This is a genomic window from Rhodovulum viride, from assembly GCF_003265965.1.
Lineage (GTDB): Bacteria > Pseudomonadota > Alphaproteobacteria > Rhodobacterales > Rhodobacteraceae > Rhodovulum > Rhodovulum kholense.
Window position 1 is genome coordinate 1 of the sequence record NZ_MUAV01000005.1, and the last position, 25,466, is coordinate 25,466.

At 66.1% G+C, this 25,466-nt stretch carries 22 protein-coding genes and 2 pseudogenes; 11 read left to right on the forward strand and 13 right to left on the reverse strand.

Annotation, left to right across the window (positions count from 1 at the left end):
• Positions 1-239: 239 nt before the first annotated feature.
• From mutT to BYZ73_RS05265, 3 genes are read right to left on the reverse strand one after another with little or no spacing between them, the layout of a single operon-like run.
• A complete protein-coding gene (gene mutT / locus BYZ73_RS05255) occupies positions 240-638 on the reverse strand; it encodes an 8-oxo-dGTP diphosphatase MutT (protein WP_108025572.1) in 399 nt (132 codons plus the stop codon).
• The gene (gene argJ, locus BYZ73_RS05260) at positions 635-2,014 is read right to left on the reverse strand and encodes a bifunctional glutamate N-acetyltransferase/amino-acid acetyltransferase ArgJ (protein ID WP_112315175.1); all 1,380 of its coding nucleotides are present in this window, start codon (positions 2,012-2,014) and stop codon (positions 635-637) included. Before argJ ends, mutT begins: the two co-directional genes overlap by 4 nt.
• Before the next feature lie 21 nt (positions 2,015-2,035).
• Positions 2,036-2,881, reverse strand: coding sequence for a peptidylprolyl isomerase (locus BYZ73_RS05265; protein WP_112315176.1), 846 nt, complete (start codon positions 2,879-2,881; stop codon positions 2,036-2,038).
• A gap of 179 nt (positions 2,882-3,060) precedes the next feature.
• Between BYZ73_RS05265 and secA the strand changes: the two genes are divergently transcribed.
• The 5 genes from secA (at position 3,061) to BYZ73_RS05290 (ending at position 10,303) form a co-directional block, all read left to right on the forward strand.
• Positions 3,061-5,796, forward strand: a complete 2,736-nt coding sequence (gene secA / locus BYZ73_RS05270; protein WP_112315177.1) for a preprotein translocase subunit SecA — start codon at positions 3,061-3,063, stop codon at positions 5,794-5,796.
• A 103-nt stretch (positions 5,797-5,899) separates the two neighbouring features.
• Positions 5,900-7,480: a substrate-binding domain-containing protein gene (locus BYZ73_RS05275; RefSeq protein WP_146746257.1), complete on the forward strand. Its 1,581-nt coding sequence runs from the start codon at positions 5,900-5,902 to the stop codon at positions 7,478-7,480.
• A 120-nt stretch (positions 7,481-7,600) separates the two neighbouring features.
• Positions 7,601-8,410, forward strand: a complete 810-nt coding sequence (locus tag BYZ73_RS05280) for a UDP-2,3-diacylglucosamine diphosphatase (RefSeq protein WP_112315179.1) — start codon at positions 7,601-7,603, stop codon at positions 8,408-8,410.
• The gene (locus BYZ73_RS05285) at positions 8,407-9,645 is read left to right on the forward strand and encodes a BtaA family protein (RefSeq protein WP_112315180.1); all 1,239 of its coding nucleotides are present in this window, start codon (positions 8,407-8,409) and stop codon (positions 9,643-9,645) included. The genes BYZ73_RS05280 and BYZ73_RS05285 overlap by 4 nt, the downstream gene beginning before the upstream one ends.
• A 4-nt stretch (positions 9,646-9,649) precedes the next feature.
• A complete protein-coding gene (locus BYZ73_RS05290) occupies positions 9,650-10,303 on the forward strand; it encodes a class I SAM-dependent methyltransferase (RefSeq protein WP_112315181.1) in 654 nt (217 codons plus the stop codon).
• A gap of 194 nt (positions 10,304-10,497) precedes the next feature.
• Here the strand turns inward: BYZ73_RS05290 and BYZ73_RS05295 are convergent, their stop codons facing one another.
• The 6 genes and pseudogenes from BYZ73_RS05295 to BYZ73_RS23705 form a co-directional block, all read right to left on the reverse strand.
• On the reverse strand, positions 10,498-11,601 hold the full coding sequence (locus BYZ73_RS05295) for a flagellar basal body P-ring protein FlgI (protein WP_112315182.1): 1,104 nt from the start codon (positions 11,599-11,601) through the stop codon (positions 10,498-10,500).
• Positions 11,598-12,593, reverse strand: coding sequence for a flagellin (locus tag BYZ73_RS05300; protein WP_181497965.1), 996 nt, complete (start codon positions 12,591-12,593; stop codon positions 11,598-11,600). Before BYZ73_RS05300 ends, BYZ73_RS05295 begins: the two co-directional genes overlap by 4 nt.
• Positions 12,594-12,611: 18 nt before the next feature.
• Positions 12,612-14,081 (reverse strand): flagellar hook-associated protein FlgK, encoded by a 1,470-nt coding sequence (gene flgK, locus BYZ73_RS05305; RefSeq protein WP_112315183.1) that lies wholly within the window; start codon positions 14,079-14,081, stop codon positions 12,612-12,614.
• 32 nt (positions 14,082-14,113) lie between these two features.
• Positions 14,114-15,427: a flagellar hook protein FlgE gene (locus BYZ73_RS05310; RefSeq protein WP_108025593.1), complete on the reverse strand. Its 1,314-nt coding sequence runs from the start codon at positions 15,425-15,427 to the stop codon at positions 14,114-14,116.
• 85 nt (positions 15,428-15,512) lie between these two features.
• A complete protein-coding gene (locus BYZ73_RS05315; protein WP_108025595.1) occupies positions 15,513-16,385 on the reverse strand; it encodes a flagellar motor protein MotB in 873 nt (290 codons plus the stop codon).
• A gap of 249 nt (positions 16,386-16,634) precedes the next feature.
• Positions 16,635-16,988: pseudogene (locus BYZ73_RS23705) on the reverse strand (cyclophilin-like fold protein).
• 521 nt (positions 16,989-17,509) lie between these two features.
• Here BYZ73_RS23705 and BYZ73_RS23710 point away from each other — a divergent pair.
• The 6 genes and pseudogenes from BYZ73_RS23710 to BYZ73_RS05345 all read left to right on the forward strand — a co-directional run bounded on the left by BYZ73_RS23710 (position 17,510) and on the right by BYZ73_RS05345 (position 20,841).
• Complete coding sequence (locus tag BYZ73_RS23710; protein WP_245943057.1) at positions 17,510-17,725, forward strand: cupin domain-containing protein; 216 nt, start codon at positions 17,510-17,512, stop codon at positions 17,723-17,725.
• Between the two features lie 12 nt (positions 17,726-17,737).
• Positions 17,738-18,052, forward strand: a pseudogene (locus BYZ73_RS23715) (cupin domain-containing protein); the annotation flags it as partial.
• Positions 18,053-18,073: 21 nt separating this feature from the next.
• Positions 18,074-18,970: a LysR family transcriptional regulator gene (locus tag BYZ73_RS05330; protein WP_112315184.1), complete on the forward strand. Its 897-nt coding sequence runs from the start codon at positions 18,074-18,076 to the stop codon at positions 18,968-18,970.
• Between the two features lie 113 nt (positions 18,971-19,083).
• Positions 19,084-19,773 (forward strand): carboxymuconolactone decarboxylase family protein, encoded by a 690-nt coding sequence (locus tag BYZ73_RS05335; protein WP_112315185.1) that lies wholly within the window; start codon positions 19,084-19,086, stop codon positions 19,771-19,773.
• Between the two features lie 26 nt (positions 19,774-19,799).
• The gene (locus BYZ73_RS05340) at positions 19,800-20,417 is read left to right on the forward strand and encodes an NADPH-dependent F420 reductase (protein WP_112315186.1); all 618 of its coding nucleotides are present in this window, start codon (positions 19,800-19,802) and stop codon (positions 20,415-20,417) included.
• Positions 20,418-20,445: 28 nt separating this feature from the next.
• Positions 20,446-20,841 carry a (R)-mandelonitrile lyase gene (locus tag BYZ73_RS05345; protein ID WP_108025600.1) on the forward strand — a complete coding sequence of 132 codons (396 nt, stop codon included), beginning with the start codon at positions 20,446-20,448 and terminating at the stop codon, positions 20,839-20,841.
• A gap of 42 nt (positions 20,842-20,883) precedes the next feature.
• Here the strand turns inward: BYZ73_RS05345 and BYZ73_RS05350 are convergent, their stop codons facing one another.
• The 4 genes from BYZ73_RS05350 to BYZ73_RS22680 all read right to left on the reverse strand — a co-directional run bounded on the left by BYZ73_RS05350 (position 20,884) and on the right by BYZ73_RS22680 (position 25,441).
• Complete coding sequence (locus BYZ73_RS05350; protein ID WP_112315187.1) at positions 20,884-21,309, reverse strand: ArsC/Spx/MgsR family protein; 426 nt, start codon at positions 21,307-21,309, stop codon at positions 20,884-20,886.
• A 22-nt stretch (positions 21,310-21,331) separates the two neighbouring features.
• The gene (locus tag BYZ73_RS05355; protein ID WP_112315188.1) at positions 21,332-23,410 is read right to left on the reverse strand and encodes a TRAP transporter permease; all 2,079 of its coding nucleotides are present in this window, start codon (positions 23,408-23,410) and stop codon (positions 21,332-21,334) included.
• A gap of 98 nt (positions 23,411-23,508) precedes the next feature.
• Entirely contained in the window at positions 23,509-24,513 is a 1,005-nt protein-coding gene (locus tag BYZ73_RS05360; RefSeq protein WP_108025606.1) for a TAXI family TRAP transporter solute-binding subunit, read from the reverse strand.
• Positions 24,514-25,273: 760 nt separating this feature from the next.
• On the reverse strand, positions 25,274-25,441 hold the full coding sequence (locus tag BYZ73_RS22680; RefSeq protein ID WP_181497966.1) for a hypothetical protein: 168 nt from the start codon (positions 25,439-25,441) through the stop codon (positions 25,274-25,276).
• Positions 25,442-25,466: the final 25 nt, after the last annotated feature.

The window sequence follows — 25,466 nt, forward strand, 5'->3', positions numbered from 1 at the left end:
AGGATCGACCTTGCCATGAACAGGGCAGACCGGCGAGGGTCTATGTGATCATCCGGGATGGAACAGTTAGCTTACAAGAGCTTGAAATAACTTGTTAGTTTTCGACCGAGTTCCGAACACGTCGACGACCGGGGTGTTCGTGAGATGGAGCTGAAATTAAACCCGTCCCAGCGCGATGCAAACGCATGATACCAAGCGCGCGGGCGGGATCGAGCCGACCGATGCCGCCCCGAGCCAGGCTAAAGCAGGTCCTGCAGCACCGGGATCAGCGGCAGGTCGGCGGGTGGCATCGGGAAATCGCGCAGATCCCGCGCATGCGCCCATTTCAGCACCTGACCCTCGCGGGGCTGGGGCTGGCCTTGCCATTTGCGGCAAGCAAACAGCGGCATCAGCAGATGAAAGTCGTCATAGGAATGGCTCGCGAAGCTCAGCGGCGCGAGACAGCTTTCCCAGGTGTCGATGCCAAGCTCTTCCTTCAGTTCGCGTTTCAGCGCGGCCTCGGGGGTCTCGCCCGGCTCGATCTTGCCGCCGGGAAATTCCCAGAGGCCCGCCATGGACTTGCCGACGGGGCGTTGGGCGAGCAGAACCCGCCCATCCACGTCGATCAGGGCCACCGCGGCCACCAGAACGATCTTCATGACCGGTAGTCGGCGTTGATCTCGATGTAGCGCTTGGTGAAGTCGCAGGTCCAGACCGTCGCGGCGCCCTTGCCAAGCCCCAGATCGACGCGGATCGCCAGCTCTTCGCGCTTCATGTAGGCCGCCCCCACCTCTTCGGCATAGTTTTCGGCCACCCAGCCCTTTTCGGCGACGAGGATGTCGCCAAAGCGGATCGAGATCAGGTCGCGGTCGGCCCTGGCGCCCGACTTGCCGATGGCCATCACGATCCGGCCCCAGTTCGGGTCCTCGCCCGCGACCGCGGTCTTGACCAGCGGCGAATTGGCGATGGCCATGGCCACCTTGCGCGCATCGGCCGGGCTGGCCGCGCCGGTCACAGCGACCTCGACGAACTTGGTCGCGCCTTCGCCGTCCTTCACCACCTGATGCGCCAGATCCAGCATCACGCCCTTCAGGGCCTCCTGGAAGGCGCGCCCGGCCGAGCTGCGCAGATCGGTGATCTCGGGCACCTTCGACTTGCCGGTCGCGGCCACGATCAGCGTGTCCGAGGTCGAGGTGTCGCCATCGACGGTGATGCAGTTGAAGGTCTCGTCGGTCAGCTTGCCCAGCATCTTCTGCAGAAGCGGCTGGCCGATCTTCGCATCGGTGAAGATGTAGACCAGCATCGTCGCCATGTCGGGCGCGATCATGCCGGACCCCTTGGCGATGCCAGCAATGCGGATCTGCTGTCCGTCGATCTCGACCGTGGCGGTCGCGCCCTTGGGGAAAGTGTCGGTGGTCATGATCGCGCGCGCGGCCAGCGGCAGCGCCTCGGGCGACAGCCGCGCCGCCAGATCGCCCAGAACCGCCGAGATCCGCTCATGCGGCAGCGGCTCGCCGATCACGCCGGTCGAGGCGGTGAAGACCCGCGTTTCGGGCACGCCGGAAGCCGCGGCCGCGGCCGCACAGAGCGCCGAGACCGCCTCGGCCCCGGCGGCTCCGGTGAAGGCGTTCGAATTGCCCGAGTTCACCAGAATCGCCGCACCCTGTTTCGGCGCGGGCTTGGCTGCGATCTTGGCCTCGCAGTCCAGAACCGGCGCCGAGCGCGTCGCCGACCGGGTAAAGACGCCGGCCACGGCCGTGCCGGGCGCAAGCCGGGCCAGCATCACGTCAAGCCGACCCTTGTAGCGGACACCGGCCTCGGCCGCCGCGAATTCGGCGCCCTCGATCACCGGCAGCGCCGGGAACCCGGCCTCGGGAGCCAGAGGCGAGATCACCGGCTGCTTGGCGGGGACCTTTTCGGACACCGCCACCAGCTGCGCCCGCAGGCGTTCGATCTCGCGCTTCAGCGGCTTGATCTTGGCCTTTTTCTTCTTGGTCTCGCCCGTATCGACCTTTTTCTTCTTGTCCTTGGCCATCTGTCCCTCTTGGATTGGCACTTACTGGTCGAGCAGCGACTGGTCTTTCAGGATCGCGGGATCGACCTCGATCTCGGTCCGGGTGACGTCGGCCTCTTCGGTGTATTTTTCAAGCGCCTGCTCCATCGCGTCGCGCTGGATCTTCTGCACCAGATCGCCGCGGACATCGTCCAGCGCCGGGGCGTCCTTCAACCGGTTTTCGTAAAGCTTGATCACATGCCAGCCGAACTGGGTCTGCACCGGGGCCGAGACCTCGCCGGGTTTCATCGCAACCACGGCCTCCTCGAAGGGCTGGACCATCATGCCTTCCGAGAACCAGCCCAGATCGCCGCCATTCGGGCCCGACGGACCGGTGGATTTCTCCTTGGCGAGTTCGGCGAAATCGGCACCGTTCGCCAGCTCGGTCTCGATCGCCTTCGCCTCGTCCTCGGTTTCCACCAGGATATGCGCGGCATGGTATTCGTTGATCGGATGCGCGGCGCCATAGGCCGCGTCATAGGCGGCCTGCACCGCCTCGTCGGTCACGGCCTCTTCGGCGACGCGCGACAGCGCCTCGCCCGCCACGAAGGACCGGCGTTCGTTTTCAAGCGCGAGGCTCGCGCCCTTCGACAGGTCGGTCCCGATGGCCTCGCCCACCGCGGTCTGGCGGATCAGCTGGTCCAGCACCGCCTGATACAGCACGTCGTCGGGAAGCTGCTGATATTCGGCCGGAAGCTGGGCGCGCAGTACGACCATGTGCCCGATGGTGATCTCCTGATTGCCCACCCGCGCAACGACCGTGTCGGGGCCGATATCCTCGGCCAGCGCGGGCAGCGCCATCCCCGCCGCGAGGGTCAGCGCGGCAAGCGGTTTGAGGGCAAATGTCATGGGGCTCTCCTTCTCGCCGGGCACTTGGCGGCGTTGACACCATTCCGGCCTCCCCTTACATCGCAACTGGTTCTCGGGGTCGGCCTTATTTCCTTGGCCACTTCTATTGCCGCATTCTCAGGCGGGCAAGCGGTCCGTCGTACAAGATCCTGTCAGATACGCATCCGCGCGGAGAGAACATGCTGGGCATCGGAACACTCACCCGTAAGGTCTTCGGGACCCGGAACGACCGGCTGGTCAAGAAGGTGCGCCCGCTGGTCGCCCGGATCAACGCGCTGGAGCCAGAGTTCCAGGCGCTGGACGACGACGGGCTGAAGGCCAAGACTGCGGAATTACGCCGCCGGATCGCCGAGGGCGAGGCGCTGGACGACCTTCTGCCAGAAGCGTTCGCCAACTGCCGCGAGGGCGCGCGCCGGGCGCTGGGGCTGCGGGCCTTCGATGTGCAGCTGGTGGGCGGGATCTTCCTGCACCGGGGCAATATCGCCGAGATGAAGACCGGCGAGGGCAAGACGCTGGTCGCGACCTTCCCGGCCTATCTGAACGCGCTGACCGGCAAGGGCGTGCATATCGTCACCGTCAACGATTACCTCGCCAAGCGCGACGCCGAATGGATGGGCAAGGTCTATGCCATGCTCGGCATGACCACGGGCGTCGTCTATCCCTGGCAGCCCGAACCCGAAAAGCGCGCGGCCTACCGGGCCGACATCACCTACGGCACGAACAACGAGCTGGGCTTCGACTACCTGCGCGACAACATGAAGTCCGAGCTCAAGGACATGGCGCAGCGCGGGCATTATTACGCCATCGTCGACGAGGTCGACTCGATCCTGATCGACGAGGCGCGGACGCCCCTGATCATCTCGGGGCCGAGCCAGGACCGGTCCGAGCTGTACATGACCCTCGACAAGGTCGTGCCCGAGCTGACCGACGAGCATTACAAGCTCGACGAAAAGATGCGCAACGTGACCTTCACCGAGGAAGGCAACGAGTTCATGGAGAAGCGGCTCCATGAGATGGGCATCCTGCCCGAGGGGCAGTCGATGTACGACCCCGAAAGCACGACCATCGTCCACCACGCCCAGCAGGCGCTGAAGGCGCACAAGATGTTCCTGAAGGACAAGGAATACATCGTGCGCGACGGCGAGGTGATGCTGATCGACGAATTCACCGGGCGGATGATGCGCGGGCGGCGGCTGTCCGACGGGCTGCACCAGGCCATCGAGGCCAAGGAAGGCGTGCAGATCCAGCCCGAGAACGTGACCCTGGCCTCGGTCACCTTCCAGAACTACTTCCGGCTGTACGACAAGCTGGCGGGCATGACCGGGACGGCCGCGACCGAGGCCGAGGAATTCATGCAGATCTACGGGCTTGGCGTGGTCGAGATCCCGACCAACCGCCCTATCGCCCGGATCGACGAGCATGACGCCGTCTACCGCACCGCAACCGAGAAATACGCGGCCATCGTCGAGTCGATCAAGGAAGCCCATGGCCGGGGACAGCCGGTTCTGGTCGGCACCACCTCGATCGAGAAATCCGAGATGCTGTCGGAGATGCTCAAGACACAGGGCATTCCGCATAACGTCCTGAACGCGCGTCACCACGAACAGGAAGCCCAGATCGTGGCCGATGCGGGCCGCTTCGGCGCGGTCACCATCGCCACCAACATGGCAGGGCGCGGCACCGACATCCAGCTGGGCGGCAATGCCGAGATCAAGGTGATGGAGGCGCTCGAGGCCGACCCGACCGCCCATCCCGACGCGGTGCGTGCGCGCATCGAGGCCGAGCATGCCGAGGAAAAACAGAAGGTGCTCGAGGCCGGCGGTCTTTACGTGCTGGGCACCGAACGTCACGAATCCCGCCGGATCGACAACCAGTTGCGCGGCCGGTCTGGCCGTCAGGGCGACCCGGGCCGGTCCTATTTCTTCCTGTCGCTGGAAGACGACCTGATGCGGATCTTCGGGTCCGAGCGCCTGGACAAGGTGCTGTCGACGCTGGGAATGAAGGACGGCGAGGCGATCATCCACCCCTGGGTGAACAAGTCGCTCGAAAAGGCGCAGGCCAAGGTCGAGGGGCGCAACTTCGACATCCGCAAGCAGCTTCTGAAATTCGACGACGTGATGAACGACCAGCGCAAGGTCATCTTCGGCCAGCGCCGCGAGATCATGGAATCGGACGACCTGTCGGACATCGTGCAGGACATGCGCCACGAGGTGATCGACGATCTGGTCGAGACGCATATCCCGCCCCGGTCCTATGCCGACCAGTGGGACAACGAGGGGCTGCAACGCGCGGTGGCCCAGTCGCTGAACCTCGATCTGCCGATCGTGGACTGGGCCGAGGAAGAGGGCGTCGACGACGAGACCATCGCCGAACGGATCGCCGACGCCTCGGACGAGGCGATGGCCTCGAAGGCGGCGCAGTTCGGCCCCGAGGCGATGCGCAACATCGAAAAACAGATGCTGCTGCAAACCATCGACACCAAGTGGCGCGAACATCTGCTGAAACTCGAACACCTGCGCTCGGTCATCGGCTTCCGCGGCTACGCCCAGCGCGACCCGCTGAACGAATACAAGACCGAAAGTTTCGCGCTGTTCGAATCGATGCTGAACAGCCTGCGCGAGGATGTGACCCAGAAACTGGGACAGATCCGGCCGCTGACCGAAGACGAGCGGAACGAGATGATCCGCCAGCTGGCCGAACAGCAGGCCCGGCTGGCCGAGGCGACGGCACAGGCCCAGCCCTCGCATGCCGACGCGCCCGCGGACGGGACCGAGCCCGCCCCGGCGGCGCTGGCCTCTGCGGCCCCCGGTTTCGACGAGAGCCGGCCCGAAACCTGGGGCAACCCGAACCGCAACGACCCCTGCCCCTGCGGGTCGGGCAAGAAGTTCAAGCATTGCCACGGCCAGCTGGTCTAGGACCGGCGGCCGTCCGCCCGGCCGGTTGAAATCCGACCGGTTGAAATCGGCGCTGACAGATCGGACACTCGGGCCCGACAAAGGCAATCCGGTCCGGTTGAACATGCGCTGTCTGCCAGGCGCCCTGCTTTGCGCGGCGCTGTCCCTTCTGGCCGCCCGGCCCGCCCCGGCCGAGGAGGTGACGCTGATCTCGCGCGACGGCACGGTCGAGATTGGCGGCCGCCTGCTGGAGTTTGACGACGGGATCTATCGGCTCGACACGATCTATGGCCCGCTCGCGGTCAATGCCGATGCCGTGACCTGCGAGGGCGCCGCCTGTCCCGGCGCCGAGGCGCGTGTCGCCCGGTTCGCGCTTTCGGGGACGCCAGCGCTGGGCGATGTCGCGATGCCCGCCCTGATCGAGGGCTTTGCCGCCGCACGCGGGATGACGGTCGAGCGGGCTGTCGACGGGCGGCGGGGTCTGTTCCGGCTGCGCGCCCCGGACGACGGGACGCTGCGTGCCGAAATCGCCCTGACCACCGGCAGCACCGGCGAGGGCTTTGCCGATCTTCTGACCGGCGGCGCCGATATCGCAATGTCCGACCGCACCATCCTGCCCGACGAGGTCGCCCATGGACGCGAAGCCGGGCTTGGAGACCTTTCCGCAAACCACCGCCGCCGGCTGATCGCGCTCGACGCCATCGTGCCGGTGGTGGCTCCCGACACCCGAATGGGGGACCCGGGGCGCGGCCTTCCCTACGAGACCGTCCTGAGCCTGCTGACCGGCGAAATCGTCGACTGGTCCCGGATCGGCGGGACCAAGGCCCCGGTCACGGTGCATCTGCCGCGACCGGACGGGGGGCTCGGTCAAAGCCCCGAGACACGGCTTCTGGAGGGCCGGGCGGCGGTCCCCTCGGCGCGACAGCATGCCGATGCGGCGGCGGTTTCGGCGGCGGTCGCGGCCGACCCGATGGGACTCGGGCTGACCCGGTTCTCGACGCTCGGCGGCGCGGTTCAGGTGCCGCTGGGCGCCGGATGCGGCACCCGTCTGCTGGCCTCGCGCCAAGGCATCAAGACCGGCGACTACCCCTTCGTGGTGCCGCTTTTCCTTTATGTGGGTGCGCCGCAGCTGCCGCCGCTTGCCCGGGCCTTCCTCGACTATCTGGCGACGCCCGCGGCCCAGATCGCGATCCGCCGGGCGGGCTTTGCCGATCTCATGCGCGAGGAGATTCCACTGGCCCGTCAGGGGGACCGACTGGCGCTCGCCATCGCCGAGGCCGCTCCGGAGTCCGGTCTGGCAGAGTTGCAGCGGATGGTCACGGTTCTGCGCGGCGCGGTGCGCCTGACCGAAACCGTCCGCCCCGGCCCCGAAACGGACGAAGCCCTGTCGCAGGCAGGGATCGAGGCTCTGGCGCGGGCGCTGGAAGCCGGAACCTTCGATGGCCGCACCCTGATCCTTGCGGGCTTTGCCGATGACGCGGACGGTCCCGATGCCGACCGCGCGCTGGCCCGGAAGGACGCCGAGGCCGTGCGGGACGCCCTGCGTGCCGCGGCAACGGCCGCCGATTTCGGCCGGGTCCGGCTGGAGGTTGTCGCGTTCGGCGCCCTGCTGCCGGTGGCCTGTACGGGCGCGCACGCCGACGACGCGCTCCCCGAAGCGGTAGCACACCGGCTCAACCACCGGGTCGAGTTCTGGCTGCGCTAGGGCAATCCCTCAGACCGCATGGCGACGATTCCGCCGCAGGCCGACGCGGGCCCACGTCACATGGATGTTGCACGAACCGGGTATCCCCATCCGAATAGAATCTACATTATGGGTCCAGCCATGGAATGTCGCACCATATTTATTTCTGACATCCATCTGGGAACGCGCGGATGCCAGGCCGGGATGCTTCTCGATTTCCTGTCGCATCACAGCGCCGAACGGATCTTTCTGGTGGGCGACATTGTCGATGGCTGGCGGCTCGAACGCACCTGGCACTGGCCCCAGACCCATAACGACCTGGTGCAGGAAATCCTCGCCCGGGCCCAGAGCGGGGTCGAGATCGTCTACATCCCGGGCAATCACGACGAGATGCTGCGCGCCTATCTGGGCACCCATTTCGGCGGGATCGAGGTCAAACGCCAGGCGGTGCATGTGGCGGCCGACGGGCGGCGCTATCTGATCACCCATGGCGACCAGTTCGATTCGATCGTCGTGCATGCCAAGTGGCTGGCGCATCTGGGCGACCGCGCCTACGGCGCCGCGCTGGGGCTGAACACCCTGCTGAACCGGGCACGGCGGATCTGGGGCGGGCCCTACTGGTCGCTGTCGAACTGGGCCAAGCAGCAGGTCAAGCAGGCCGTCAACTACATCAGCGAATACGAAAACGTGCTGGCCGCCGAGGCCCGCCGGGGCGGCTATGACGGCATCGTCTGCGGCCATATCCACAAGGCCGAGCTGTCGGCCATCGACGGGCTCGCCTATGTCAATTGCGGCGACTGGGTCGAAAGCTGCACCGCCGTGATCGAGCATCCGGACGGCCGGTTCGAGCTGATCGACTGGGCGGCCGAGATGCGGGCCCGGCCATTCCGCCGCGACCGGCTGCGCCTGCTGGGCGGGCGCCGCCGCGGCCAGGACCGCGAGGCGGCATGAGCGATATCTCTGTTCCCCCCGCATCGGTCGAAGCCCAGCTTGGCGCGGCCGTCCACCAGAACCGCGCCCTGAGCGCGACCGGCCTGCTGGAACGGGCCTTCTCGCGGCTCTTTCAGGGTCTGGTCTATGTCCAGATCTGGGAAGACCCGGTCGCCGACATGGCGGCGCTGGATCTGGCCGAGGGCGACCGGGTGGTCTGCATCGCCTCGGGCGGCTGCAACGTGATGTCCTATCTCACCCGCCGCCCGGCCGAAGTGGCCGCGGTCGACCTGTCGCCTGCCCATGTCGCGCTTCTGAACCTAAAGCGCGCGGCGGCGCTTTACCTGCCGGATCAGGCGTCTTTCTTCGCCTTCTTCGGCGAGGCCGACCGCCAGTCGAACGTCAGGGCCTATGACCGGTATCTGGCGCCGCGGCTCGACGCGGCCTCCCGGGACTGGTGGGAGGGCCGCGTGTTCGGCCGCCGCCGGATCGAGATCTTCGCGCGCGGCGCCTATCGCCATGGGCTGCTGGGCCGGTTCCTGGGCGCGGCCGGGCTGGTGGCGCGGCTGGGCGGGGTCGATTTCGACCGGCTGCTGGCGGCCCAAAGCCTCGACGAGCAGCGCCGCTTCTTCGAAACCGAGGTCGGCCCGCTTTTCGACCGGCCGCTGGTCCGCGCGCTGGCACGCCGTCGGGCGGCGCTCTTCGGGCTGGGGATTCCGCCCGCACAGCACGACAAGCTGGCCGCCGATGGCGGCGGCGACGTGATCCCGGTGCTGCGCGAGCGGCTGCGCAAGCTTTTCTGCGACTTTCCCGTGGCCGAGAATTATTTCGCCTGGCAGGCCTGCAAGCGGCGCTATGGCGGGGTCGCGGGCGGCGCGGTGCCGCCCTATCTGGACCCCGATGCTTTCGAGACTCTGCGGGCAATGGCCGGGCGCGTTTCGGTCCGGAACCGGTCCGTCACCGACTATCTGGCGGATCGGCCGGCGGGGTCGGTCGACTGCACGGTGTTGCTCGATGCGCAGGACTGGATGACCGATGCCCAGCTGACCGCGCTCTGGACCGAACTGACCCGGGTCGCGGCGCCGGGCGCGCGGGTGCTGTTCCGCACCGGCGGTGAACCCGACATCCTGCCCGGCCGGGTGCCCGACGCGATCCTGGGACGCTGGGCCTATGACACCGAAGCCTCACGCCGCGCCTCGGCCGAAGACCGGTCGGCGATCTACGGGGCGGTCCATCTTTACCGCTTGCGGGGCTGAGGCCATGACCGACACGACCGAGCACGCGGCGCTGATGGATGCCACCTACCGGCATCAGCGGCTGATCTACGATGCGACCCGGGCCTGGTTCCTGCTGGGCCGCGACCGGCTGATCGCCGATCTCGACCCGCCCGCGCAGGGCCGGGTGCTGGAGATTGCCTGCGGCACCGGCCGGAACCTCGCCCGGATCGGCGCGCGCTATCCCGGCCGCCGGCTGTTCGGGCTCGACATCTCGCGCGAGATGCTGCGCACCGCCTCGGCTCGCCTGAACGGTCGGGCGCTGCTGGCCGAGGGCGACGCGCGCCGCTTCGACCCCAACGCGCTGTTCGGCACCGGCGCATTCGACCGGATCGCAATTTCCTACGCGCTTTCGATGATGCCCGACTGGCCCGAGGCGATCCGCGAAGCAGTGCGCCATCTGGCCCCGGGCGGCACGCTGCACATCGTCGATTTTCACGATCAGGCGGAACTGCCGGAGGCTTTCGGAAGGGGGCTTCGGGCTTGGCTTGCGCGGTTCCATGTGGAGCCCCGCACCGACCTCGCCGGGGTCGTGGGTCGCGTCGCGGCAGAGACCGGCGGCGCGGCGAGCCATCGCGTGCTCTTCCGCGGCTATGCCCAGATCGCCGTCATCCGGCAAACGTCCCGGGGCTTTCGCTGAGGATCGGCGCCGCCTTCTTCGCGCTGTCCTCTCGACGCCGGCGTCAAGGCGCAGGAATGGTCGCACCGATGGGCGATCATTCCGTCATCGGCCTGCTTGCCGTGACATCCCGATCAAGCCGGCCCGCACCGAGCATCACGGCCAAAACCAGCGTCAAATGCAGAACGCCACGGGACAGGATCACGATACTGGGATCACCGGACGACAAAATCCGCATGCAAAGCCCCAGCCGCCTTGATGCTCTTGAGAATGTCGATCATGTCGCGCGGAGAAACCCCCAAGGCGTTCAGCCCCGCGACCACTTCTGACAAAGATGTTCCTTCGTTGATCTCGGCCAGACCCGTTCCCGGATCTTCTTCAAGGGACGCCCTGGTCCGCGGGACGACGACGGTCTGCCCTTGCGCGAAGGGGTTCGGCTGAATGACCAGTGGCTCTTCCTGCACACGCAACGTAAGATTGCCTTGAGACACCGCCACGCGAGAAATGCGTACGTCTTCCCCCATCACGATGGTACCCGATCGTTGGTCGACCACGACCGTCGCCTTCTGCTGAGGCTCGACCATGATCCCCTCGATACGTTGCAGCGCATGCGCTGGCGAGGGCGCGCGGGTCGCCCCAATGTCCAGCACGACGGTGCCTGAATCGATCATGCGCGCAACGCCGCGGCCGTAATCATTGTTGATCGCCGCCTCGATCCGCCCCGCCGTGGTGAAGTCGGGGTTGCGCAAAGCCAATCGCAGACGATTGAGCGATCCGAAATCGAAATCGATTTCTCGCTCGACCCGCGCACCCGAAGGGATAACGCCCGATGTCGGAACGCCTTCTACGACCTTAGCGCCATCGCCCTCTGCCGACGCGCCTCCGGCGATCACAGCCCCCTGCGACACGGCATAGATCTGACCATCGGCGGCGTTCAGCGGCGTCATCACCAGAGTGCCGCCCAGAAGGCTTTTGGCATCGCCGATGGCTGAAACGGTCACGTCGATCTGAGACCCGGCGCGGGCAAAGGGCGGCAGGCTCGCAGTGACCAGAACAGCCGCAACGTTCTTGGGCCGGAATTGCTCTCCGGTAACGTTAACGCCAAGCCGTTCGAGAATGTTGGACATGATCTCTTCGGTGAAGGGCGCATTCCGGATCCCGTCGCCGGTCCCGTTGAGACCGACGACAAGGCCGTATCCGACCAGATCGTTGCCCCGAACCCCATCGAACTCCACCAGATCCTTGATACGGATCGGCGCCGAAAAGGCCGGAAAAGCGAGGATAAGGGCGGCAAGCAGAAGGGTCAGGCGGCTGATCATGACATGTAGTTCGTGAAGCTGAGGCGCGCCAGACGCGCCGTGACCGTATAGAGCGCATCGATCTGGGATTCGACGGCTTCCATCTGGGTGGCGGTTTCGTACGGATCGAGGCCAATCACACCATCGCGGGCAAGCAAAAGCGTCTTCCGGTTGGCACTGTTTTCGGTCTCGATCGACTCAATCTTTTCCTGGCGGACCCCAAGCAGCGCCCGAACGTCAGTCAGCGCGCTGTCGGCGGTCAGAAGACCTTCGCCTGCAGATTCGGCCAGAAGCGACCTCAGCACGGGGTTCCCTGAAAGAAGCGCCGGGTCTGCCAGAAGCGCACCTGTCGCCAAGGACTTCAGCACATCGCGGATGGCCGGGTCCATGGCGGTGACGTCAAGGCGGATGGTTTCTGTCTCGTTGAGGCGAACCGTCCCGACTGCCGTTGTGGAGCCCTGATAGGCAACGGTGTCGAAACCTCCGGGGGAGTTGAACCAGTTGTCAATCGCGGTTTCGATGTCGGTGACGCTGGTCAGGCCGCTGATCGCACTCCCGATCGAAGACAGGATCGTATCGGCGCTTGCCAGCGCCGGTGCATCGGTCGCATCGCCGGCGAACAACGACCGCCCGGCAAACCGCGTGTTCAGGGCGGCAACGACCTGGCGGAATTGTTCATCCGCCTCCTGGCCCGCCGCGGCGATCATGTTCTCATGCTGCCCCGACGAACCGTTGATCAGGGTCGAACCGATGTCCTTCGCCGTATCGCTGAGAACGCCCAGCGCCGCTTGCATGACCTCCGCCGTCGATTTGGTTTCGGATGTCGCAAGGTCATAGGCGTCGAGCATCGTCAAGCTGCGCTCGATCGCGCCGAGAGGGCGGAAATCGCCCCGCACACGAGCGGCCGGATCAGAGGTTACCCCGCTGACCATTTCCTCTGTCAGGCGTGTGAATTGCGCCTTGACCTCGGCATTGCGCGTGCGAAGCCCGAGGCTCTGCGCCAGATCTCCCATAGAGATTAAGGACATGACTCAAAGCTCCATCAACATGTTGATCAGTTCGTCAATCGTTTGCATGACCTTCGCGTTGGCGGCGTACGCCTCTTCGAAGACCATCAGCATCTGCAGTTCGTAATCTGTGTCGACACCGTCCGCGAGTTCGGCCTCCCGAAGCGTCGCGGCGCGGGCGGTGCTGAACGTGGACTGGTCGATGGCCGATTGCGCGCGAACCGAGATGCCCGAAACCACTTCGGACGCGAGGTCGGCCATGGTGAAGGCCTGGGTCGTGTAGGAACCGGAGCTTGGGGTGCGGCTGGCCGTCAAGGCATCGGACATGGAATTGAGCAGGCTCGCATCGCCAACCGAACCCGCCGACCCGGCCATCATCCCGCTGCGGAGCCGCCAGAGCGCGCCACCCTGATCGGGGTCGACGAGTGCGTTCACGCCGATCCGCGTGGACAGGCCGGTTTCCGCATTGGGATCGGACACAAGATCGAAAGCGGCGCCGAAGTTGGTGAAGAGGCCTGCATCGGTCGCCCCGAGCGAGGAGTCGACGGCCGGATCCTGGAAACGTTCGATCAGGTCGCGGGTGAGCGCATCCAGATCGGTCTGCGCCTGAACCGCCGTGATGTCACGTTGTTCGAACAGGGCTTCGAGACTTCCGCCGCCCATCGCCGCGTAGGTGCCCGACACCTTGACGGGTTTGCCGTTCATGTAGAGGCCATTGAGGGCCCCGCCTTCGACCGTCATTTGGGGAACGATCACGCCGGCGCTCGAGAAGGAGAATTCGGCCGGAGGGCCGTCGATCAGGGCAGCGCCGTTCTCGGTGTAAAGAGCCACCATACCATTGTCGCGCGGGATCTCCCGGATCGGGACGATTTCGGCGAGCTTGTCGATCAGGATTTGGCGTTGATCGACAAGCGCATTGGCGTCGTTGTTGTAGGAATATTGCTTGCAGATCTCGGTGTTGAGTTCGGAGATCTGCTGAAGCGTATCGTTCAGGGTCTGAACGCTCGATGCGATGCCGGATTCAGCATCCATCCGCGATTGCTGGATGGCATCGGCCGCATCGTTGATCCTGTCGGTGAGGCTTTGTGCCGCCGACAGCACCGTGGCAAGCCGAGCGTCGCTGTCGGGTCTGCTGGCCGCCGCGGCGAGAGCCGATTCGAAGGCGGCAATGCTGCTGGAAATCGAATCGGCGCTGTCAGCCGTTCCGAGCGCAGCCTCAAGCTTCGAGAGACCGTCGGCGCGGGCTTCGGCCTCGGCCGAGGCCGCATCTGCGAGGCGCCGGTCGCCGATCAGCTGCTGGTTCACATCGCGGCGCACCCCGACGATCTTCACACCGCTGCCCGACGTCGAGACGGTGTTGGGCGTGGTTTCCAGAACGCGCCGGCCATAGCCTTCGGTCAGCGCGTTCGATACGTTCGACGAAACGACCTGGGCACCGCGGGAAGCGGCATTGAGGCCGGATAGGGCGTTGGCTAGGCTCGCGCTCAGGCTCATGTGTCACCTCCTCTTCCCGCCGCCGGGACAGATTACCGTTTGATGTTGGTCGTTTCCTGGAGCATCTCGTCGACGGTCTGGATGACCTTCGCGTTCGATGAATAGGCCCGCTGAGTCTGGATCAGATCGGTCAGTTCTCCGGCAACGTCCGTCGCCGATTCTTCGAGCGCGAAGCTCACCACATCCCCGGTCGGCCCGTCGCCGGCATCCCACATGAAGAACGAGCCGCTGGTGTCAGACGGGCTGTAGCACTGGTTGTCATGGGCATAGAGACCGTTCGGGTTCGACACGTCGACGATCGGCACCTGATAGAGCGTGCGGGTAATCCCGGTGTCGAAGTTCGCCCTGACCATGCCGTTCGCGTCAATCTCGATCGAGGTCATATTGCCGACCGGGAAGCCGTTCTTGGTAATCGTGGTGGGACCGTAGCTGTCCGAGAGCTGGACCGTGACCGAACGGCTGTGCTGGGCGCCGATATTGATCGACATCGTGTCCCCGTTGGGACCCACCTGCACCGTCAGCACCCCGGTCGCCGGATCCCAGGCGCCGCCCGTATTGGCAGTAACGCTTTCCAGCGTCCCGCCATATTGCTGGGTATCGGAGAAGACGAGATCGTAATCGCCTACGACGGCCCCGGTCGCCGAGTCGGTCAACGTCACGTTCCAGCTGTTCGACAGGCCCGCGACCGAGGTATCGGGAGTATAATTGATCTCGATGCTCTGCGACGTACCAAGGTTGTCGAAATACTCGACCGACAACGGCAGCGGCGTGCCGGTGGGCGAAGCCGAATCGTAGGCCGTCTCGGTGGCGGGCAAGTTCACGCCAATCGTCATTTCGGTCGTCGGTTCGGTCGCGAACTGGTTGGTCTGGATCTGGATCGGCTGCAGATCGTCGGTGGTATCGCGCGAATAGGACGGGATCGAGCCATCGGCATCGGCGGGCCAGCCCATGAGGACAAGCCCGGTCGACGTCTTCAGATATCCATCCTCGTCGGTGCGGAACGACCCGGTGGTGGTCATGTACATGGTGTAGTTGCCCGATTTCGAGATCAGCTCGGACTGGGTCATCACCGGCAGGAAACCGCGGCCGCGGACCGCGAGGTCGGTGGCATTCGCGGTAGTCAGGAGCGCACCCGGCTGATCGATCATCCGCGTCGTCGTCGTGCGGACACCGCCGGCGGAATAGGTCCCGCGCGACGAGTTGATCACCATCGAATGGAAATCGGCATTGGCCGTCTTGTAGCCATAGGTCGATGAGTTCGCGATGTTGTCGGAGATCGTCGCCAAGCGAGTGGCGTTCGCCGCGAGACCAGCGACACTTGCGTTGAGCGAGGAAGAAATCGTCATTTGGGTGCGCCTCTTTGCTGCTGTTCCCGTTAGGCCAGAGGTACGACCCTTGTCTTTAACGCGGCCCTAACATTCAAAATTTTCCTTAGTTTCTCAGATCCGACCGGAGCAGAGTCAGTTCGATCCGGTTGTTGCGCACCGCCATCGGCCGCGAAACCGCGGGTTTCCGGTCGGCAAAGCCCGTGACACGCTCGATCCGGGCCGGGGCCACGCCGTGGTCCTCCAGCATCTTGCGCACCGTCTGCGCACGGAGAGTCGAGATGTCCCAGACCGGATTGTCCAGCAGAACGACGGGGCGCGCGCTGACATGACCGGCGACCGACACCTTGTTGCGCACCACGCCGAAGGCGCCGCCGATCACCTCGGTCAGCTGTTCGAGGATCTCGGTAGGCCGGTCGTTCGCATCGAAGAGCGGGACCCCCTCGATATCGAACAGCTCGATGATCAGACCCTCATCGGTGAGTCGCGTCACGACGTGCCGCATCATCTGCTCGCTCAGGATCGTCTCGCCGCTTTTGCCGTTGATCATGTCCTCAAGCTTCTTGAGAGCCTGGGTCTCGGCCTCGGCATCGGCGGAATTGGTTCCCTTGTCGTCCTTCTGCTCGACCGGACCGCTGCCGATCTCGCCCTTCGCCTGACGGTCGGGCGAGGGGCTGGGCTGGGTCGCCCCCGTGCCCCGCTGGATCAGCGTTTCCTCGGAAAAGATCGAATCGCCGCCGAAAGCGCCTTCGCCGCCCCCGGACACACGGTTCACCGGAATTGTCGGATTGAAGTAATCCGCAATTCCCTTTCGCTGTTTCTCTGTCGTCGCGTTCAACAGCCACATCAGCAGAAAGAAGGCCATCATCGCCGTGACGAAATCCGCATACGCGACCTTCCAGGCACCGCCATGATGCCCGTCGCCACCGACAACCTTCTTTCGTTTGATGATGACCGGCGCGTTGGTTCCAACGGCCATAGCACCACCTCGATTCACCCGCCCCCAGCTTTAGAACGCGGACATGAACAGGGGCTTAACCCGCAAAAATGGCATAAATCGGGTAAGAGAAACCGCGGCGTCGGGAATTGCGAAACAACCGCCGGGGCATTCCGCGCGACGCTCCCGAAGCACCGGATCGCAGGGGCCGGGGCAGCTTCGGGACGTGCGGGACGAACTCCGGCCCGCGAGCGCTCTGCCGGGTGGGCGGGAACCGGAGGGCCCTGCCGACTATCGGGCGATTTCGATGCGGACCGGAACGCGGCCGCTTTTGAGAAGGGCGCCGAAGTCCCCGTCGAAGGCGCCAAGCCGGACAAGCCCCGGGGTGGCGCCGAAGGGTTTGACGAAGATCGCGAGATTGCCCCACGAAGCATGGGTCGCGATGTCGCCTGCGCGCGCGGCATAGCGCGCGGGTGCCTTCTAGGTCCGCAGCTTTCGCGGCAGATCCGACACCTTCTCGATGCCGTGATAGTCGCCCAGCGTCACCTCCATTGGCAGCAGCGACGCGAAGTCGTCGGCCCAGGGCGTGTCGTCCAGCGTGGCGGAAAGCACCGCGTCTCCGGTAATGAAAGTGATCCGGGTCATGCCTCGGCACTCGCCTTCCTGCGGGATGTGGAACCGGGGCAGGCCTGAACCTCGGACGGTGCCAGCGCCGCGCCTCCGGTCTCCTGGGCACGGGCCGGACCGGCGAAGGCGGCGGCGGCCAGCGGCGCGGCGGCCATCGCGGTGCCGGTTCGCAGGAAGGTGCGGCGGCTTTCGCCGCTTCAGGTCAGCAGTTCAGCCTTCGCATTGCAGGAATCGCACATTTTGGCTCCCTTGATGCAGTTTCGGTGACGTCGCACGCTGCCGAGGTCTGCAATGCGGACCACATACAGGGCGAAGACGGCGAAGATGCTGCCGCATTCCGGCACCAAGGATAATCGCGCAGGCGCTCAAGCCGCTCATGACCGGCTGTCATGAATATGCCGGTGCGGCATGGACGAGATCCATTCGTGAAGCCTGCTCGTGACCGGATTTAGCCCGCCGGGAATTATCCCGCGCGCCCGCCCCATGTCCGGGACACCGGCGTGACCGGTCGCCCCGAGCACAGCGAGGAGACACCCAAGATGAAACGGACCCTGGCAACTCTGGCGCTCGTCCTCGCCGCCCCCGCGGCCTTTTCGCAATCGATGCAGATCACCCCTGCGGAAAGCCGCGCCGGCCAGGTCGGCAGCGCCGAGACCTTCTCGGGGGCCGCTTATGTCGCCCCGGTCTTCGGTCCCGACATGGCCTCGGTCAGCGCCGGCGAGGTCACCTTCCTGCCCGGCGCGCGGTCGGCCTGACACCCCCATCCGGGCGGTCGGATGCTGATCGTGACCGCGGGCACCGGCTGGATGCAGGAACGCGGCAAGGACAAGCAGGTCATGCAGCCCGGCGACGTGGTCCGGTGCCCGCCGGGCGTCGAACACCGGCATGGCGCGACCGCGACGACCTCTGTGACCCATTATGCGGTGCAGGAGAACGTCGACGGGTCGGCGGTGACCTGCGGCGAGCGCGCCACCGACGTCGAAGGCGGTTCGCCTCCCACGACCGCCGTCGACGACCCCGATGGCAGGATAATGATCGGCCCCATGAGCAGAGGCCATACATCGCGAGAACATCCGTCATGATCCAAGATCCGGTCCTCTCACATGCTTCGCGAAAACATCACCGACCTCATCGCGCTTGCCGCTGTCGCGGAAGAGCGCAGCTTCACCAAAGCCGCCGCGCGCCTGAACGTTTCGCAATCGGCGCTGAGCCACACCATCAAGGGGCTGGAACAGCGGCTGGGCCTGCGGCTTCTGACCCGCACGACGCGGTCGGTGGCGCCGACGCTCGAGGGCGAAGACCTGCTGGCGACGCTGAACCCGTGTTTCGAGAAGATCGAGGCGCGGCTGATGGCGCTGAACGAGTCCCGCGACACGCCGACCGGCACCGTGCGGATCGTCGCCGTCGAATATGCCATCGAGTCGCTGCTCTGGCCCAAGCTGTCGCCGCTTCTGAAGAAATACCCCTCGGTCAATATCGAGCTGGTGATGGACTGCGGCTATACCGACCTCGCCAGCTCGCAATGCGACGCGGGCGTGCGCTATGGCGAGCAGGTCAGCGAGGGCATGATCTCGATGCGGATCGGCCCGGACGAACGGATGGTCTGCGTCGGCGCGCCCGACTATTTCGCCGAGGCCGGGGTGCCGGAAACCCCGCAGGACCTGACCGGGCATCGCTGCGTGAACCTGCGGCTGTCGACCCATGGCGCGCTTTATGCCTGGGAATTCGAGGATGCCGACGGCACCGAGATCCGGGTCAAGGTCCAGGGCCAGGTCTGCTTCAACACCGTCAACCCGGTGCTGCGCGCCGCGGTCGACGGGCACGGGCTGGCGCTGGTGCCCGAACGGCTGGCGGCCGAACATCTGGCGGCGGGGCGGCTGGCCGTTTGTCTCGAAAGCTACTCACCCTATTTTCCCGGTTTCCATCTCTACTACCCCAGCCGCCAGCGGCCGTCTTCGGCCTTCGAGGCGGTTCTGGAGGCCCTGCGGGACCCGAGATGACGGTCTGCCTATGAGTGTGTTGCATAAGTGGCGTGAAGAGTCCGGGTATTAAGCCCGGCCCGGATGGCGCCACATCTGCCGGGTAAACTGAAAATTCCCGACAGGAGCGCCCCATGAAGACCCATATCCCGGTCTCGGGCCTTTCCCTGATCTCGTCCGCAGCCGCCGCCCAGGATGTCGGCCGCGTTTCTCCCGCGCTCGAGGCCTATTCGAAGAACGATCTCTTCGGGTCGGTCTGGACCGGCGAAAAGCCTTCGGTCCGCGACCGCGCGCTGGTCACCTTCGCGACGCTGATGACCCGGCACGAAACCCCGGCCGAGCTGTCCGAGACGATCACCCATCCGGCCTTCTACACCGGCTGGGGCAACGCCACCGCCGCCGCCGAGGCCGCCGCGCCGGTCTTTGCCGCCCGCGGCATCGTCCCCGAAGACCTGCCCGCGGTCGATCCCGGTCTTCTGCCCCTGGACGAAGAGGCCGAGGACGCGCGCGAGACTCTGGTGCGCGGCAATTACGGCGATGTCAGCATGGGCGTCTTCGACACCAAGCGCGACCTTCTGTTCCGCGACCTCTGGCTGCGCCCCGACCTCGCACCGCGTGACCGCAGCATGGTGACCGTCGCGGCCCTGATCGCTGCGGGCCAGCCCGAACAGATGACCTTCCACCTCAACCGCGCCACGGAGAACGGCCTGACCCAGGCCGAGGCCGGCGCGATGCTGTCGCATCTGGCCTTCTATGCCGGCTGGCCGAAGGTCTTTTCGGCGCTGCCGGTGGCGAAGGCTGTCTTCGAAATCCGCAACCGGTAGCCTCCGCGCAACCGCAGGAGGGGTCCATGAGAATCGGCATTCTCGGCTCGGGGCATATGGGGGCCGCTCGCGGCCACGAGGTCACCCTTGCCTGGTCCCGCGACCCCGACCGGCTTGCCGCCATGGCCCGCGACTGCGGGGCCGCGCAGGGCAGCGTGGCCGAGGCCGTGGTTGGTGCCGCTGCGATCCAGCTGGCCCCGCCCTGGGCCTGCATCCCCGAAGTCCTGGATCAGGCCGGCGACCTGGCGGACCGGGTCGTGCTAAACTGTTCGGTCCCGGTCACCGAGGACGAAAGCGCGATGCTTTTCGGCCCGACCGCCTCGGGCGCCGAAGAGCTGGCCCGGATGCGGCCCCACGCCCGCTGGATCGCCCGCTTCAACACCAGCCCGTCGGAAGGCCTGCGGCCGGTCCTCGCCCGCAAGGGGCGGGCCCCGGCGCCGCATCTGCCGGTCCATGGCGACGATACCGGGGCCAAGGACATCGCCGCCAGCCTGGTCCGCGACATCGGCTTCGAGCCGCCCGATGCGGGCGGATTGCGGACCGGCCGGTTCGCCGAGCCCTTTGCCATGGTGACCGCGGAACTGGCCTGCAACCAACCCGGCGGTCCGGCCCTGACCTACCGTTTCGACAAGCTGCGCGGCTGAGCCCGCGTCCAACCAAAGGAGAACGACCATGAAGATCATCCGTTCGGGCAGCAATGCCTCGATGAAAGGTCCCGACGACTGGTTCACCGGCACCGTCCGTGTCGACATGCTGTTCCAGGCCGAAGAGCCCGGCCGAACCGGCGGTAGCCATGTGACCTTCGAACCCGGCGCACGCACCGCCTGGCACACCCATCCGGCCGGTCAGACCATCATCATCACCTTCGGCCGCGGCCGCGTCCAGCGCGAGGGCGGCCCGGTCGAAGAGGTCAGCCAGGGCGACATCGTCTGGTTCCCGGCCGGCGAAAAGCACTGGCACGGCGCCTCGGCGGAAACCGCGATGAGCCATATCGCCATTCAGGAAAGCATCGACGGATCGCCGGTCACCTGGATGGAGAAGGTCGCCGACGCCGACTACAATGGCTGACCAGATCGCGGCGGGGCGCCCCAAAGGCGCCCCGGCCCCCCCCTAAGCGTCCGGCGGCGCGCAGGGCGGCGCCTCGGGACGGCGCGGGCACGCGTCGGTGACTGGCGCCCGGGTGGGCGCGAGGCCGATCCAGTCGGCCACCGCCGCTTGATCGAACCCCGCCATCCGCACCTCTCCCACCTGCATCAGCGGCCGGCGGATCAGCAGCGGATCGGCCAGCATCAGGTCCATCGCCTCGGCCTCGGTCAGCGCCTCGGGCCGGATCTCGCCCGACTTGACGCGCGGCGCGCTGGCGTTGACCCATTCGCGGACCGGCCGGTCGCCGAAGAAGGGGCGCAGGGTTTCGGCTGTCCACCCGGCGCGCAGGATGTCGCGAAGGTCGAGCGCGTGGCCCGAGGCCGTCAGAACCGCCCGCTGCCGCGCATTGCCGACGCAGCCCGGCTTTTCATAGAAGATCACCTGGGCCATCGCCGTCTCCCATCCCTTCGCCTCACGCCATGCTCCGCCGCCGGAAGGCCAGCTGCCGCAGCGCCGGAGGCAGGAACAGCGCCAGCCCGACCACCGTCGCCCCGGTATCGGGAGCGACCAGCAGCAGCGCCGCGATGACCAGCAGGATCCTTTCGGCCCAATGGAGCGGCGCGAACAGCCAGTTCGACACCGCCGCCGCCAACGCCCAGATCCCCATCACCGCCCCGAAGGCGGCCAGGAAGAAGGCCGACCAGGTGAAGCCGTCGGTCACCAGCAACAGCGCGGGCTGGAAGGCAAAGACGAAGGGCACCAGCACCTTGCCCATGCCCAGCCGGAACGCGGTGTTCCCGGCCCTGAAGGCATTGGCCCCGGCGATCCCGGCCGCGGCATAGGCGGCCATCGCCACAGGTGGCGTGATGTCGGCCAGAACGCCGTAGTAGAAGACGAAGAAATGCGCCACCAGCGGCTGCACTCCCAGCAGGCCGAGGATCGGCGCGGCCACCGCCACCATGATGATGTAATTGGCCGTGGTGGGAATGCCGCAGCCCATCAGGATGCAGACCACCGCCGTCAGCATCAGCGTGAACAAGAGCGTCAGCGTCGGCACCGTCATCAGCTCGATCGGCAGCACCGCCAGCCAGCCATGGACGTCATTGGCCCAGCCGCTGGCGACACCGGTCACCATATAGGCGATCTTGAAGCCGACGCCGGTCAGAGTCACCACCCCGATCACCACGCCCACCAGCGCCGCCGCGGCGGTGACCGCCAACGACTGGCGCGCGCCCAGCACGAAGCCTTCCCAGACCTCGTAGGCGGCGCCCTTCAGCCCGTCCAGCAGGCCGCCCTCGGAAATCTTCTGGATCAGCAGCACCCCGATGCAGGCGGTGATCGACCAGAAGGCAGCGGCAAAGGGCGTGCGCCCGGACAGCAGGATCGCGATCAGCAGGATCAGCGGCAGCACCGACAGCCAGCCCTTGCGGAACACCCGCCACGCATTGGGCAGCTCGGACGGGTGCAGGCCCCGCAGGCCGAGGCGGCGCGCCTCAAGATGGACCTGCACCAGCACGCCGAAGAAATGCATGAAGGCGGGCACCAGAGCTGCGGTCAGGATCGTGGTCAGCGGCACGCCCAGATACTCGATCATCAGGAAGGCGACCGCCCCCATCACCGGCGGCGTGATCTGCCCGCCGGTGGACGAGGCGGCTTCGACCGCCGCCGCGAAATGCCGGGGATAGCCGATCCGGATCATCGCCGGAATGGTCAGCGCGCCGGTGGTCACCGTATTGGCGATGGACGAGCCCGAAATCGACCCCAACAGGGCCGAGGACACAACCGAGACCTTGGCCGGACCGCCCGCATAGCGCCCGGCCAGCGCCGAGGCGATGTCGATGAACAACTGCCCCAGCCCGATCCGAGAGGCCATCACGCCGAACAGAACGAAGTGGAACACATAGGTCGCGATGACGCCCAGCGCGGTGCCGTAGATCCCTTGCGAGGTCAGGTAGAGGTGGTTGACGATGTTCGACCAGCTGGCACCGGGATGGACGAGAATGCCCGGCATCGAGCGCCCGAAATAGGCATAGGCGATGAACAGGATCGCGATCACCGGCAAGGGCCAGCCCATCGAGCGGCGCACGGCCTCCAACAGAACGACGATCAGGATCGTCCCCATCGCGATATCGACGGGCAACGGGTTGCCTACCCGGAATGCCAGATCGGCATAGATCCAGGGCACGTACAGCGCCGCGACCAGACCGGCACCGGCCAGGACCCAGTCGATCAGCGGCATGCCCCAGGGCGCCAGCGGGCCCGGGCGCACCTCTTTCCCGCCGAAGGCCGAGAAACTGAGGAAGACCAGCAGCAGCGTCACCCCCATATGCAACCCGCGATGGGTCGTCGCCGGGGGAATGCCGAAACCGGCCGTGTAATAGTGATAGCAGGACAGCAGGAACATGATCGCCGCGGCCAGCATCGCCAGCGGCCGCGCCACTGTCCGGAACCGCATCTCGGGATCGAACTTCTCTTCCAGCGCCTTCAGATCCTCGGCGCTGAGCGTCTCGGTTGCCGTGCCTTGCGCCGTTTCAGTCCGGTTCTCGGTCATGCTTGCCCACCCTGTCTTGGAAACGGAAAGGGCCGCGAGCGTGCCGCGGCCCCACCCCGATCAGACGCGCCGCGCAAATCGCGCCGCGCGGTTCGCGATCACTGGATCAGACCCGCTTCGCGATAGAAGCGTTCCGCACCCGGATGAAGCGGGATGCCGACACCGTCAAGCGCGGTATCCGCGGTGATCAGCTTGCCCTTGGAATGCCCCGCATCCAGAAGCTTGCGGGTGTTCTCGTTCCACAGCGCCTTGGTGATGCCGTAGATCAGGTCGTCGGGCTGGCTGGCGCTGGTCACCCATTGCGCGCCCACCGACAGGGTGGTCGTGTCCTCGTCCACGCCCTCATAGGTGCCGCCCGGCACCGTATTGGACGCGAAGAAGCTGTAGGTTTCGCAGATCGCTGGCACTTCCTCGCAGGAGATCGGCACCAGGGTCACATCGTGCTGGCTGGCCAGCTCGGCGATCGCACCCGCCGGATAGCCGCCGACGAAGAAGAAGGCGTCCATCGCGCCGTCGCGCATGCGGTCCGCGGCCTGGTCGGGTTTCAGGAACTCGGCGGTGACGTCGCTTTCCGACAGGCCGTAGCCTTCGAGGATGATCCGCGCGTCGACCAGCGTGCCCGAGCCCGGCTCGTCCAGCGACACCCGCTTGCCCTTCAGGTCGGCGACGCTCTTGATGCCAGAGGCGGCGTCAGCCACCAGGTGGATGCTTTCGGGATAGAGGTTGGCGATGGCGCGCAGGCTTTCGACCGCGGGCTTGCCTTCCCAGATCCCGGTGCCGGAATAGGCCCAGGTGGCAACGTCGGACTGGGCGAAACCCGATTCCAGCGTGCCCCCGGCGATGCCGTTGATGTTCGCGACCGAGCCGTTCGAGGAGAGCGCCGAGGCCACCAGGCCCGGCACGCCGCACGAGCCGCCCTCTTCGCACGACCGCGACCCGGGCGGGTTCGAGATGGCATTCGCCAGAAGCCCGCCGATCGGATAATAGGTGCCCGCCGTGCCGCCCGTACCGATCCGGAAGAACGACATGTCCTGCGCGGAGGCAGCCGCCGCCGTCACCGTCAGCGCGACCGAGGCGCCTGCAAGGAGTGTACTGAATTTCATGATGTGGCCCTTTCTTTCCCTGATGGCATTTCGTTGGCCATAGTGCACTCTATCCGCCGCAGGGTCTTTGGCAACTGCCGATCCGCGCGAAATCCGGCAGCCAAGGCCTCGATGCGGCCGGGGCGATCAGCCCCCGTCCGCCTTGACCCGATGCCGGAACGCCCGTCTCGTCCTCGAAGTCAGATTTTCCGACTCAAGGCGGTGGGCGGGCAAGGCTCATGGTGATTCCTGCAAAATCCCCGCCTGATTTGCCCGTATTTTGCGCAGGTCCCTGCGGTTTACTGAAAAAACAGGCGGACTGCGCCGGCCGCCCCGAAACGCGGTCAGCCGGTGTGCCGAAAGCGGGGTCTCTGTCGAGTGACGCCGACAGGCACAGTCAGATCGGGACCAACGCGGTGCCCGGGCAGAGACGCGCACCGCGCGAATGGGGCTTCCGGACACGAACCAAAATTCCGGCGGACCGATCCGAGCCTCGAGCGGACGGTGCAACCGGACCCGGAACCGGTAGAACGCCTGAGGTCGCTGCTGGAAAAGCTGGCGCAGACTTGAGCCGTCATGCGGGCGCCTCGTCGTCACGCGAACATGCTGTGGGCAGGGCCTTTGCCAGCGAACCCTTTGGGCGCACACCTTGGTGACAACGGCGCTGTCGGCAAGGGGGCGGTCAGCGCGGCCTCGTCCTCAAACACCTCGACCATGCCCAGCGCACGCACAAGGGATGCGACCGTGGCGGATCCGGCTTGGGTCGGCACCACGGCTGCGGTCAGATCCAAAAGCCTCGCCTCGTCCAGCCTTCCCGGATCGCTTTGACCAGCTCGTTGCCAATGAACAGGTTCGGCGTCTTCGCCGCCTGACGATGGACCGGACGCAGGCAGACAAGGGCCTCCGCGGCGGTTTCCGTCCGTTTCCGACAGGCGCCAAGGCTTTCCATCCTTTGGCTCTGTTTCCCGGGTCGA